We start from the raw sequence: 12,937 nt of genomic DNA, 5'->3' as shown, positions 1-12,937 counted from the left end.
ATTGCAAGGAAAACACAAAAAGTCCTAAATAATTTGCACAAATAAAAGTCGATATTCCGTCTTTTTCTATAGCAAAGCAGACAAATACAGTCATATTTGCTACAGTGCACAGCCTTTGGCCAAAACAAGAATTTATATTTGTTATTCCTGTTTGTTTTTGCTATAATAGGAGCATCGTCACTCTCCTTCTTATAGTATGTTGCAACCATGGGCTGCAGTGACAAAAAACTTTTATCAACCGGGATGTAGGAAAGGAAAACATCATGGAAAAAACGAATTTGACCATGCTGACAGACTTCTATGAGATTACAATGGCAAACGGCTACTTTGACAACGGCCTGAAAGACTGTATTGCCTATTTCGATATGTTTTTCCGCGAAGTGCCGGACAACGGCGGCTTTGCCATTATGGCCGGCGTACAGCAGGTGGTAGACTACCTGAATAATCTGCATTTTGAGCCGGAGGATATTGCTTACCTGCGCGGCTGCAAAATTTTCAGTGAAGATTTTCTGCAGTACCTGGCCCACCTCGACTTCAGCTGTGACGTGTGGGCTGTACCAGAGGGCACGCCGATTTTCCCGGGCGAGCCGATTATCACCGTGCGCGGGCCGGTCATACAGGCACAGTTTGTTGAAACCATGATTCTTTTGACCATTAACCACGAAAGCTTGATTGCGACCAAAGCAAACCGCATTGTACGTGCAGCGCAGGGCCGGCCCGTCATGGAATTTGGCTCACGCAGAGCACAGGGCGCCGACGGCGCTATGCTGGGTGCACGCGCCGCATACATCGGCGGCTGCTGCGGCACTGCCTGCACTATCTGCGACCGAAACTTCGGCGTACCAGCCATGGGCACCATGGCACACAGCTGGGTACAGCTTTTTGACAGCGAATTGGATTCTTTCCGCGCCTATGCCCGGGAGTACCCCAGCAGCTGCACGCTATTGGTAGATACCTATAATGTACTGAAATCCGGTGTACCGAATGCGATTAAGACCTTTAATGAAGAAGTTCTGCCGCGCGGCTACCGCCCGGCGGGCATCCGCATTGACAGCGGCGACATCACCTACCTGGCGAAAAAGGCCCGCAAAATGCTGGATGATGCCGGCTTCCCGGACTGCAAAATCTGCGCAAGCAACTCACTAGACGAACATCTTATTCAGGACATGCTCATTCAGGGTGCGCCGGTCGACTCTTTCGGCGTAGGCGAACGCCTGATTACCAGCAGCAGCCACCCGGTTTTTGGCGGCGTCTACAAGCTTTCTGCTGTAGAAGACAAAAGCGGCCGCATTATTCCTAAAATCAAGGTCAGCGAAAACGTGACAAAGATCACCACCCCCTGCTTTAAAAAGCTGTGGCGCCTGTACGACCGCACCACCAGCAAAGCAATTGCCGACGTGGTGACCCTGCACGATGAGGTCATTGACGACTCAAAGCCCTATGAAATTTTTGACCCGATTCATGTCTGGAAGCGCAAAACGATCACCAACTTCCGCGCTGTGCCGCTGCGGGAAAAGATTTTTGACCACGGCAAGTGCCTTGCCAAAGAAAAGACCTTAAAACAGCTGCAGGATTCCTGCGCAAAGCAGGTCGGCACTTTGTGGGACGAAGTGCTGCGCTTTGACAACCCGCATCGCTACTATGTGGACCTGAGCCATTCGCTGTGGGATATTAAACAGAAAATGCTGGACAATTACACCTACTAATCTTGCTATACCTGAAAGGAAACAAGATGAATCTTTATTTTGCTAACCATATTATCTGCTCTGAGGAATGTTACCGAGAATATGTAAAATCCACTTTTCGCAAAAGCGTGCAGGCGATCATTCTCATCTGCGCAGTCGTTTTGGCGGTATTTGCTGTCATTTATGTGATGATTGGCAAAATGGGTTGGTTCCTCTTTTTTACACTCTTCTCTGTTTTTATGTTTTGCTATCCGTCCATTCTGCGCGGTGTACTGATTAAGCGTGGATACAATCAGCAGCTGCTGCTAAACAACGGCAGACCGCGGGAAGTGACAACTGAATTTTCCGACCGCATTCATTTGATTTCCTCTAATAAAGGCGAATCATATTTTGACTACGCACAAATTACGCAGATTTGTGAAACCAAAAACATGATTCTCTTAGTTGTCAAGCACTCGGTTGCCATTGTTGTAGCGAAAAACGGCTTTCTGCTGGGTGACATGGGGAATTTTCAGCAGTTTATCCGGCAAAGATGCCCCTATGCCAAATACACCTACCGATAAATTTTTTCTGTCCCTGCCGCGAAAGCAGCTTTGCTTCCCGGCAGGGATTTTTCATGCCAAAGCGAAAAGATTTTAAAAATTTTAAAATACACGAAAGCTGGCCACAGCAGCGATTTTTAGAAAATCGGGCTGAAAAACTGCTGTACGTCTGCCTGAGTGGAATTCCCGACTTGACGGAATCGACAGATTCTTCTATAATAAAATAACTGTGAGCAAACTGGACGGCCGCGGGGGATTTGCGAAAGCGAACTTCCGAGGAAAGTCCGGGCTCCACAGGGCAAGGATAACGGCTAACAGCCGCCGGGGGCGACCCCAGGGAAAGTGCAACAGAAAACAACCGCCGCGGTTTTTACCGCGGTAAGGATGGAACGGCGAGGCAAGAGCTCACCAGCGCCAAGGAGACTTGGCGGCTCTGCAAACCCTATCCGGAGCAACACCGCAGAGGGACACACAGCGCCGGCCCGGCGCGTCCCGAGAAGGTGGCATCGAGCCGTGGCGGCAACGCCCGGCCAAGATAGATGGTCGTCTGCAACAGAACCCGGCTTACAGGTTTGGTCACACATACAGCTGTTTGGGATTTTCCCGGCAGCTGTTTTTTCTTGCCCATATTTGCCGCTTTTCTTGACAAGTCCCGTTTGCGGTGCTATACTCGGTAATGCAAACTATTTGCATTTAGAAAGGCCGGAGGAAAGCATGAAGCATTTTATGAAAAAATTGACTGCCCTGTGTTTGGCGGCAGCCTGTATTCTTAGCGTATTTTCCGGCTGTGCACGCCGCTCTGCTGACAAATCTACGTTTCGTATTGTGGCTTCTTTTTACCCTGTGTATATTATGACCATAAATATTACAAATGGTATACAAGGCGTGGAAGTCACCAACATGACCGGCCAGCAGACCGGCTGCCTGCATGATTATCAGCTGCAAAGCTCAGACATGCAGGCCCTTTCGCAGGCACAGCTTTTTATTATCAACGGCGCCGGTATGGAGTCCTTTATGACCCGCGTGACTGACCAGCTGCCAAAGCTAAAGGTACTAGACAGTAGCACCGGCGTCACACGCATTACAGACAACACCGGCGAGACAAACCCGCACATGTGGGTCAGCATCAGCAGCTGTATGCAGCAGGTACAGGCGATTGCTGCTGGTCTGGAAAAAGCCGACTCCGCCCACGCGGCGCAGTACAAAGCCAACGCAAACACATACCTAGACAAGCTGCGCACCCTGCGCACGCAGATGCACGCTGAACTGGACTCTTTGCCAAACCGAAACATCATCACCTTTCACGAGGCATTTCCCTATTTCGCGAAAGAATTTAATCTACACATTGTCCAGACTGTACAGCGGGAACCCGACAGTCAGCCGAGCGCCAAAGAACTGGCCCAAACTATCCACATGATTCGCAAAAGCGGTGTCAAGGCTGTCTTTGCCGAACCCCAATACGAGCAGTCCGCAGCACAGATTATTTCCACGGAAAGCGGCGCAGCTTTTTATACGCTGGACCCCGCCGTAACCGGAAAAGACGACCCCAACGCTTACCTAGACGCAATGAAAAAGAATGCGGCTACCCTGAAAAAAGCATTGGCGTAAAAGCGGACAAAAGGAGGAATTTTTATGGAATCCTGCAAATGCAGTACACAAATCCGCAGCCTCGGCGTTCGCCGGCACGGTGCACAGATTTTGCACGATGTCAATTTAGATGTACACCACGGCGAAATTATGGCCCTGATAGGCCAAAACGGTGCCGGAAAAAGCACACTGCTGAAAGCGCTGCTGGGGCGCCTGCCGTATACAGGCACCATCACTTTTCACAGCGCAGACGGCAGCGTGCTCAAAGACCCGCATATTGGCTATGTGCCGCAAAACCTTGTCTTTGACCGGGCAACGCCGGTCACTGTGCTGGATATGCTCAGCGCAAACCTGACCCGCTTTCCGGTTTGGCTTGGCCACCGCAAAGAACAGAAAGACCTTGCCGCAAAGATGCTGCAGAAAGTGGGCGGCTCACCTGACCTGCTGCCAAAGCGGCTGGGGGCGCTCTCTGGCGGTGAACTGCAGCGCGTGCTGCTGGCTTTTGCGCTGACGCCCATGCCTGACCTGCTGCTGCTGGACGAACCGGTTTCTGCAGTTGACCGGCGCGGCATTGAGCTGTTTTACGATTTGGTAACGCACATGCGCAAACAGCACGCAATGCCGATTATTTTGGTGTCGCACGACCTTTCGCATGTACTGAAATACGCAACCCGCGCTGCACTGATTAATCACACGGTCATTGTCAGCGGCCCGGTCGACCAGGTTATGCGTACAGACGCCGTACAGGAAACATTCGGCCTGAAATTGGCAGGAGGCAGCGGACATTGAGTTATATTTATGCTTTTATCGATACAATTCTGCCCTTTGACTGGACAGAATTTGCCTATATGAAAAACGCTCTGCTGGCTATTCTGCTGATTACCCCCCTGTTTGGGCTGGTAGGCACTATGATTGTCAACAACAAGCTGTCTTTCTTTAGCGATGCACTGGGGCACTCTGCCCTGACGGGCATTGCAATCGGCGTGCTGCTGGGCACCGACAATTACCTGCTCTCGATGATGGGTTTTGCCCTGCTGTTTGCACTGGGCATTTCGGCAGTTATCGGCAGCGGCACCTCCAGTGCAGACACCATTATCAGCGTATTTTCTTCGGTGGGTATGGCGCTGGGCATTGTGCTGCTCTCGGCAACAGGCGGCTTTGCAAAATACTCTGGCTATTTAATCGGCGATATTCTGACCGTACAACCAAAAGAGATTCTTATGCTGGCGGTGCTGCTGGTCGCGGTGATTCTGCTGTGGGTTTTCTTCTTTAATAAATTTCTGCTGACCAGTATCAACGCGGACCTTGCCGCCAGTAAAAACATACCGGTCAAGCTGCTGCAAAACATCTTTGTGCTGCTAATTGCCATTTTGGTGACCAGTACCATTAAGTGGGTCGGCATTCTGCTCATCAATTCCCTGCTGGTGCTGCCGGCCGCAGCGGCGCGCAACCTAGCCCGCTCTATGCGCAGCTATCACTTCTGGTCGATCGGCATCAGTCTATTTTCGGGTGTTTCCGGCCTGATTCTCAGCTACTACGCAGGCACAGCTGCCGGCGGCACGATTGTACTGGTTTCCGCCGTTATTTTCTTTATTTCTTTCTTCTTAGGACGGCGGGCTGAGCGTGCCTGAAGCCTGCACAAAGCCGCACAAAATACAAAACGGCCTGCCAAAACAGATGTGCGGCATTTATGTACGGCAAAATTCGATGCGAAACACTCGATATAACCCTTGTTTACCCGATAATACACATAGTTGGCTGAGAATTGAAACGGACAACCGTCCCGTCGAAAACGGGAAAACCTTATTCAGTATGTCCATCACATCTCCCTTTACAGATTTTATCCGCTTTGCAGAATAAGCATAGCCTCACACAAAACTACCCGCCGAAAAAAGTTCTTTCGGCGGGTAGTTGTTTTTATAGAATTTTTGGGCTGGGTCTGCGCAAAAGCAGCACTTTTTTAGAAGCACAGGAAAAGGGAAACTCTGTCCTTCTCGTTTTGTCTTACAGGCACTTGTGCTCACCGCAGGTTTGGCCGCTGTGATGCTGGCACTGCGCATTGGCATTGTAAAGCAAGGTGCCGTTTAACAAAGCCTGCACCGACTGGTCCGCGCTGCCATTGACACCGGGATAAACTACAATATTGACTTTAGCAAGCGCAGTCTTTGCGCCGCCGCCAATGCCGCCGCAAATCAGAACATCCACATTGTTCTGCTTCAGCAGAAGGGCCAGTGCGCCGTGGCCGCTGCCGTTGGTTTCCAGCAGTGCAGACGAGTATATGTCCTTTTCATTGGTCGTATAAATCTTAAAAGTCTGGGTATGCCCAAAGTGCTGAAAAACCATTCCGTTTTCATCATAAGGTACCGCAATTTTCATTTGTTCTTTCCTCCGTTTTGTCGTCCGGCAGTCTTATGTTTTCCTGTATTTTCCACACAGAAAAACAGCCGCAGCGGCTGTCGGCAGGTGTATAGAGCCGCATTGAAAAACAAATTTTTCCACTCGCAGGGGCAGCCATTTTGCGGCAAAAGGCTGCTTAATTTTCTCCCTAATCTGGAAAACTCTGTATTTCTCTTACCATGCAAGCATAACAGAATCCCCTGTAAAAGTCAAGGGAGTCCGCTGCTCTACGGGATTCCCCACAAAAGGATACTTTCATGCTCTCTGTCTTTTATGAAAAGCGGTGAATACCCGGCTGCAAAACCGGCACAAAAGCAAACCAAAAATTTACAAATCATGCACTGTCTATTGGAAACAGGGCTGCTCTCTTCACCGCTTGTAAAAGAAAAGACGGAAGGAGTGGTATCTGCGGCTCCCCGTCTTTGGTTCTTTCTTTATTTTTTTGCAGTCAGCGCTTTGACGGCCGAAATGCGGGCCGCGGCATCACGCCGGCCCAGATAATACACTTTCAGCAGTTTTTGCGCATCTTTCTCGCAGCGCCCCAGATTGATAGGTGAGCTTGGGCGAATGACCACCATGTTTCCGGCGCGCTCCTGCTGGCGGATAAAGGCCATCTGGCGGTTGTAAAGGTACCCCCGGCGCTCCAGTGTCTTGACAAAATTCGGGTAGTCACGGTAATGTACATGAATCATCCCGCGCGGATAATCCGGTGCAAAGCGCTTGCGGTAAGAAAGGTCGCGTGTCAGCACCACGACATTGCGGCCGTTGCCATCCTGAATCGAGCGCTCATACGGCACCGGCGCGGCAAGGCCGCCATCCATATAAGGCCGGCCGTTAATCCAGACAATCGGCGACCAAAACGGCAGCGAACTGGAGGCCTGCACCGGCAAAAAGTTTTCGTCCATATCGCTGTTGGTAAAGTACGCTTCCTTTCCGGTAAGCAGATCCGTTACGCCGATCATCAGACGCACGGAAGACTTGCGGAACGCCTCATAATCAAACGGATTGAGTTTGTGAAACAGCTCCCCGAAAATGAAATTAAAACCAAAAAGGGAGCCTGTTTCCCTCATGTTTTTAAAACTGACATAGCGGTCATCCGGAACATAATGGTAAAAAATATCCTTATTTCGCTCATACTGCCCAGAAAGGTAGCTGAGCGAACAGCACGCCCCGGCAGAAACCGCATATACAGACGGAAAGGAAATTTTATTCTTCATAAATTCATCCAGCACTCCTGCAGTGTAAACACCGCGCAGGCCCCCGCCTTCCAACACCAAACCTGTAGGCATAAAGCGTATCCCTCCATTGCTTGCCTTATTGTTACAAAAAAATCAAACTATGGTCTATTATAAAGGAAGCCGCAGCGAAAAACAAGGTGACGCCAAATTCCGCCAAGTGCTAAAAAAATACTTGCTTTTTTTTGCGCAGTGCAGTATAATAATCAAGCGCTGTTAAAGTATGGATTGATTTGGACGTTTAGCTCAGCTGGCTAGAGCATCCGCTTGACGTGCGGAAGGTCACAGGTTCGAGTCCTGTAACGTCCACCAAACAGTAAGCCCCGGAAAGCAACGGCAAAAGCCGCTTTTCGGGGTTCTTTTTTATCTTCTGTGATTCTTTTTTGATACAGACAAAAGGCCTGTGCAGCTGCGAATACAGCCGCACAGGCCTTTCTATATTGATTGTACCGTGTTTTTAGTCAAATGGGTTTTCGTCCGGATAGCGCACACCAATCGGCTGATTGTAGGCAATATCCTGTACGCCAAGATACTGGAATACGCGGAACAGCGTCTTGCCGCAGTGCTGGAACGCCACCGCGCCATGGTGCGGATAGTGTTTCTGCAGCAGCACGTGGCGGTAGAAGCGGCCCATTTCCGGAATAGCGAATACACCTATGCCGCCAAAGCTGCAGGGGTCTGCCGGCAGGATTTCGCCCTGTGCTGTGTACGCCTGCAGCTTGCCGTCGGCAGTGCCGTGCAGGCGGTAAAACGTAATGTCGCCGGGGACGATGCTGCCCTCCAGCGTGCCGCGCGTAAAGTCCGGCGTGCCGCCGTTTTCGAGCAGGCGGTTTTGAATCAGCTGATATTTCACAGCACGGCCGGCACACAGTTTGCAGCTCGGCGTATTGCCGCAGTGGAAGCCCATAAATGTATCTTTCAGGGTATACTGCGGATACTGCGGCTGAATTTCTTTTGCAAACAGATCTGCAGGCACCGAGTTGTTGATATCCAGCAGGGTAACGGTATCGCCTGTTGCACACATGCCGATATACTCGGACAAAGCACCGTAGATATCCACTTCACACGCAACTGGAATTCCACGGGTATTCATGCGGCTGTTGACATAGCAGGGCTCAAAGCCAAATTCTTTCGGGAAGGCAGGCCAGCATTTATCAGCAAAAGCGACATACTTTCTGGAGCCCTTGTTTTCTTCTGCCCAATCCAGCAGAGTCAGCTCAAACTGCGCCATGCGGGGCAGCAGGTCCGGGAACTGATTGCCCGCACCCAGCTCTTTGGCCATGTCGTCCACGACAGCCGGAATACGGGAATCTTTGGCATGAGCGCGGTAAGCAACCAGCAGGTCCAGTTCGCTGTTTTCCTGAATTTCAACACCCAGGTCATACAGGGGCTTAATTGGCGCATTGCAGGCAAAGAAATCCTGTGGGCGCGGACCAAAGGTAATAATCTTTAAAGAAGCAAGCCCCAGCACTGTGCGTGCAACCGGAACAAAATCCGCAATCATATTGGCGACTTCTTCTGCAGTGCCGACCGGGTAATCCGGAATATAGGCACGCTGATGCCGCAGGCCCAGATTATAGGAGCAGTTGAGCATACCGCAGAAAGCATCGCCGCGGCCATTGATCAGGTCTTTGCCGGATTCTTCCGCTGCCGCAGCATACATGACCGGCCCGTCAAAGAATTTTGCAATCAATGTTTCCGGTGTTTCAGGACCAAAGTTGCCCAAAAACACACAGAGCGCGTTACATCCCTGTGCCTGTACTTCCTGTACTGCCTTTTGTGCGTCCTTTTCGTTTTCGACAACGGTCTTTGCTTCGTAAATTTCAACGCCCTTTTTGCTGCAGGCAGCAACAACCGCGGCGCGGCGGCGCTCGGAAAGGGAAACGATGAAACAGTCGCGGCTGACCGCGATCAGGCCAAGTTTTACCTGTGGGATATTCTGCATAACGAAAACCTCCAAATTAAATTTTATTGTTACATAAATAATTTTTACTTTACACAGACAGGTTGCTTCCGGTCAAGCCAATGAACGCGCCGTCTTTCTGCAGGCCGCTTTCCGGGTGCGCAATCAGCCATTTGTTGCAGGCAAAAAGCAAAGCGTCCTCGCCGGTCTGCTGCGGCGCAAAAGGCAGCGGTTCATTTGTGCCCTTTGGCAAGGCGACCATACAGCGGAATTTTCCGTCCGCGCGGCAAGGCGCATAGTGCAGGGTTGTCGCGTACACTTCCAGCAAGGTGCCCGCAGGCACTAAAAACGCCTGCATTTTCGCGGTGTCATAGTGAAACGTCACGGGGTCTACTTCCTGTTCTTTACCCAGCAGAAGAACTAGGTCGGTCGCGGCGTAATTGATTTCGCTGCTGCGGTGATACTCCACAGCATCCAATTTCCGGTTTTCGCCGTTGCAGCAGCCCACCTGTACCGGCAGACCGCCGTAAAGCCGCTGGCTGATTTCTTTTGCAATCGGCAGCTCTTCCAGTGCCGGAACAGAGGGCTGGTAAATCACACTTTCCGGTGCAGGCAGCTTTTCCATGACCTGCTGCAGAGCAGCACAGGAAAAGCCCCGAATGACCCGGCCGTAAGGGACAAACGCCGGGGTGTCAATTCTTTGAATTTTCATTTCGTCCTCCTATTTTTGTGGTGCATAAATGTGCACGGGCACATTTTCTTTACTTCTTATAACCTATCATGAAACTTGCAGAATGTCAACAGAAATTTTGCTAATTACTGAAAACTTTTTGGTTGACAAATCCATAATCCTATTCTATAGTAATACTATGATGTGCACGTACACAAGGGGGCTCAAAAAATGGCCGTCACCATCAAACAAATCTCGGAACTCAGCGGTGTTTCCCGCGGAACAGTAGACCGTGTACTCAACAGTCGCGGGCATGTTGCGCCGGAAAAAGAGGCGCTGGTGCGCCGGGTTGCAGAGCAGCTGGGCTACCAGCCAAACATGGCCGGCAAAGCACTGGCCGCACGCAAAAAGTCCTATGTCATTGCGGTGCTGCTCTGCTCGGAAGGGAACCCGTTCTTTGACGAAATCATCCGCGGTATCCGCGCCGCAGCAGAGGAACTGACCGACTTTGGTGTGCGGGTGCGGCTTTATACCTGCAAAGGCTACGATGACGCTTCTCTGGCGGAAAAAATGCGCTCTCTTCCGCCAGACTTTCATGCGCTGGTGCTGACGCCGGTGAACCGGCCGGCTGTGCTGCACGAAATCAATGCTTTGACCAAAGCGGGCAAGCCTGTAGTTACTATCAATACAGATATTGAGGGCAGCAGCCGCGTCTGCTATGTCGGCAGCAACTACACAGCCGGCGGGCGGCTTGCCTGCGGCGCTTTGCGGCTGATTACCGGCGGGCAGGCACATCTGGGCATTGTTTCCGGTTCACGGCAGCTTTTGGGCCATGCTCAGCGCATTGCAGGATTTTGCACAGCCATGCGGCAAAACTGTCCTGGTTTTCAGGTTATAGGCGAAATTGCCACGGAAGATGACGATATCATCGGCTACAGCAACGCAAAACATCTGCTGCGGGACCACCCGGAAATTGATGCTCTGTTTTTATCTGCCGCGGGCACGTACGGCGTGTGCCGCGCAGTGGAGGAAGTGCGCCCCGGCAATGCGCCGAAAATTGTCTGCTTCGATACCACCCCGCAGGTGCGGGAATTTCTGGAGCAGGGCTTTATTCAGGCCGTTATCGACCAGCAGCCCTACCGGCAGGGCTATGAAGCGGTACAGGCCGCTTACCGCAATCTTTTGACCGGCGAAGTGCCGGCCAGCGGCCGCATTCTTATGGATAATCAAATTCGCATTACAGAAAGCTTTCCATCCGATGCTTCTAAAATATAAAACCGCTATACAGAAAAGGAGTTGTTCCCTGCATGAAATACCTCATCGGCGTTGACCTAGGCACCTCTGCCACAAAGACTGTTTTATTTGACGAAAACTGCCACCCGCTCGCAAGCGCCAGCCAGGAATATCCGCTTTCACAGCCACGCAACGGCTGGGCTGAGCAGGCCCCGGAGGACTGGAAAAACGCAGTGCTTACAACCATTGCCGCGGTGCTGCAAAAAACTGGCGTCGACCCGCACGCGGTAAAGGGCATCGGCCTTTCTGGGCAGATGCACGGCCTAGTTATGCTCGACAAAGAGAACCGCGTCATCCGCCCCGCCATCATCTGGTGCGATCAGCGTACAGAAGCTGAGTGCGCCGAAATCACTGAGCGCATCGGCCGCGACCGGCTGATTCAAATTACCGCCAATCCCGCGCTGGCTGGTTTTACAGCCTCTAAGATTCTGTGGGTGCGCCGCCATGAGCCGGAAAATTACGCCCGCTGTGCACACATTCTGCTGCCAAAAGATTACATCCGCTTTATCTTGACCGGAGAATTTGCCACCGAAGTAAGTGATGCTTCCGGTATGCAACTGCTGGATGTACCCAAGCGGCAGTGGAGCCAAGAAGTGCTGCAGAAACTGGAAATAGACCCTGCCCTGCTGGCCAAAGTCTACGAATCGCCGGAAATCACCGGCGAAGTACTGCCGGAAATTGCAAAGCAGACCGGCCTTGCCGCAGGCACACCGGTAGTCGGCGGTGCAGGCGACAACGCTGCCGCCGCAGTCGGCACCGGAATTGTACAGGATGGGCACGCCTTTACAACGATTGGCACCAGCGGCGTTGTATTTGCGCACACCTCAAAGATTTCGATTGACCCAAAGGGGCGCGTACATACCTTCTGCTGTGCAGTGCCGGGTTGCTGGCATGTAATGGGCGTCACCCAGGCAGCGGGGCTTTCGCTTAAATGGTTCCGCAATAATTTCTGCAATGCAGAAATACAGACTGCCGAAGCCATGGGGGTAAGCTCCTATGCACTGCTGGACCGCGAAGCGGGAAAATCACCGATCGGTGCAAACCGCCTGCTTTACCTGCCCTACCTGATGGGCGAGCGTTCACCCCACCTGGACTCTAACTGCCGCGGCGCCTTTGTCGGGCTTTCGGGTATTCACACACGGCGTGACCTGCTGCGTGCCGTGATGGAGGGTGTCACCTATTCCCTGCGTGACTGCTATGAAGTGCTCAAGGAAATGGGCGTTTCCATAGAGGAAATGATGGCCTGCGGCGGCGGCGGAACCAGCCCGCTGTGGCGCCAGATGCTTGCAGACGTCTATGCCTGCCCTGTCAGCACGGTGCAGTCCGAGGGGCCGGCACTGGGCGTGGCGATTCTTGCCGGCGTGGGTGCTGGCATGTTCCCAAGCGTACAGGAAGCCTGCGCACAGTTTGTCAGCACCAGCTCCACCTGCAAACCTATCCCCGAAAACATTCCGCAGTACGAACATTTTTACCGCATTTACACTGGGCTCTACTCCTGCCTGAAAGACAGTTTTCAGCAGCTGGCAAAATGACTTAACAACTGGCCCTCTTTCTCTGCCCTTTAAACGATTCTAAGAACTGTTTTCTTTTCCCTTATATATAAACAAAGACCTCCAGCCGCAGTT

The 12,937-nt window shown here is 51.8% G+C and carries 11 protein-coding genes, 1 tRNA gene and 1 other RNA gene; 9 read left to right on the top strand and 4 right to left on the bottom strand.

Going from position 1 to position 12,937, the window contains the following annotated elements:
• The first annotated feature begins 263 nt into the window (after positions 1-263).
• From LKE53_01000 to LKE53_00975, 6 genes are all read left to right on the top strand, one after another.
• A complete protein-coding gene (locus tag LKE53_01000; GenBank protein MCH3971342.1) occupies positions 264-1,706 on the top strand; it encodes a nicotinate phosphoribosyltransferase in 1,443 nt (480 codons plus the stop codon).
• 26 nt (positions 1,707-1,732) lie between these two features.
• Positions 1,733-2,248: a YcxB family protein gene (locus tag LKE53_00995; GenBank protein ID MCH3971341.1), complete on the top strand. Its 516-nt coding sequence runs from the start codon at positions 1,733-1,735 to the stop codon at positions 2,246-2,248.
• Positions 2,249-2,457: 209 nt separating this feature from the next.
• Positions 2,458-2,810: RNase P RNA component class A (rnpB, locus tag LKE53_00990), an RNA gene on the top strand.
• A 131-nt stretch (positions 2,811-2,941) separates the two neighbouring features.
• Positions 2,942-3,835 (top strand): metal ABC transporter substrate-binding protein, encoded by an 894-nt coding sequence (locus tag LKE53_00985; protein ID MCH3971340.1) that lies wholly within the window; start codon positions 2,942-2,944, stop codon positions 3,833-3,835.
• Positions 3,836-3,859: 24 nt separating this feature from the next.
• Entirely contained in the window at positions 3,860-4,603 is a 744-nt protein-coding gene (locus LKE53_00980; protein ID MCH3971339.1) for a metal ABC transporter ATP-binding protein, read from the top strand.
• Positions 4,600-5,445 (top strand): metal ABC transporter permease, encoded by an 846-nt coding sequence (locus LKE53_00975; protein MCH3971338.1) that lies wholly within the window; start codon positions 4,600-4,602, stop codon positions 5,443-5,445. Before LKE53_00980 ends, LKE53_00975 begins: the two co-directional genes overlap by 4 nt.
• A 373-nt stretch (positions 5,446-5,818) precedes the next feature.
• On the opposite strand, the gene LKE53_00970 is transcribed toward LKE53_00975, so the two are convergent.
• Positions 5,819-6,190, bottom strand: a complete 372-nt coding sequence (locus LKE53_00970; protein ID MCH3971337.1) for a dinitrogenase iron-molybdenum cofactor biosynthesis protein — start codon at positions 6,188-6,190, stop codon at positions 5,819-5,821.
• A gap of 455 nt (positions 6,191-6,645) precedes the next feature.
• Positions 6,646-7,500: a patatin family protein gene (locus tag LKE53_00965; protein ID MCH3971336.1), complete on the bottom strand. Its 855-nt coding sequence runs from the start codon at positions 7,498-7,500 to the stop codon at positions 6,646-6,648.
• 181 nt (positions 7,501-7,681) lie between these two features.
• Here LKE53_00965 and LKE53_00960 point away from each other — a divergent pair.
• Positions 7,682-7,758 (top strand) — tRNA-Val (locus LKE53_00960).
• Between the two features lie 145 nt (positions 7,759-7,903).
• Here the strand turns inward: LKE53_00960 and LKE53_00955 are convergent.
• A complete protein-coding gene (locus tag LKE53_00955) occupies positions 7,904-9,391 on the bottom strand; it encodes a fucose isomerase (protein ID MCH3971335.1) in 1,488 nt (495 codons plus the stop codon).
• Between the two features lie 49 nt (positions 9,392-9,440).
• Positions 9,441-10,061, bottom strand: a complete 621-nt coding sequence (locus LKE53_00950) for a DUF4867 family protein (GenBank protein MCH3971334.1) — start codon at positions 10,059-10,061, stop codon at positions 9,441-9,443.
• Between the two features lie 189 nt (positions 10,062-10,250).
• On the opposite strand from LKE53_00950, the gene LKE53_00945 reads away from it, so the two are divergent.
• Positions 10,251-11,294 (top strand): LacI family DNA-binding transcriptional regulator, encoded by a 1,044-nt coding sequence (locus LKE53_00945; protein MCH3971333.1) that lies wholly within the window; start codon positions 10,251-10,253, stop codon positions 11,292-11,294.
• Positions 11,295-11,326: 32 nt separating this feature from the next.
• On the top strand, positions 11,327-12,844 hold the full coding sequence (xylB, locus tag LKE53_00940; protein ID MCH3971332.1) for a xylulokinase: 1,518 nt from the start codon (positions 11,327-11,329) through the stop codon (positions 12,842-12,844).
• Positions 12,845-12,937 lie beyond the last annotated feature (93 nt).

The organism is Oscillospiraceae bacterium, assembly GCA_022483045.1.
GTDB lineage: Bacteria > Bacillota > Clostridia > Oscillospirales > Acutalibacteraceae > Caproicibacterium.
This window is presented reverse-complemented; position numbering and strand designations above follow the sequence as displayed.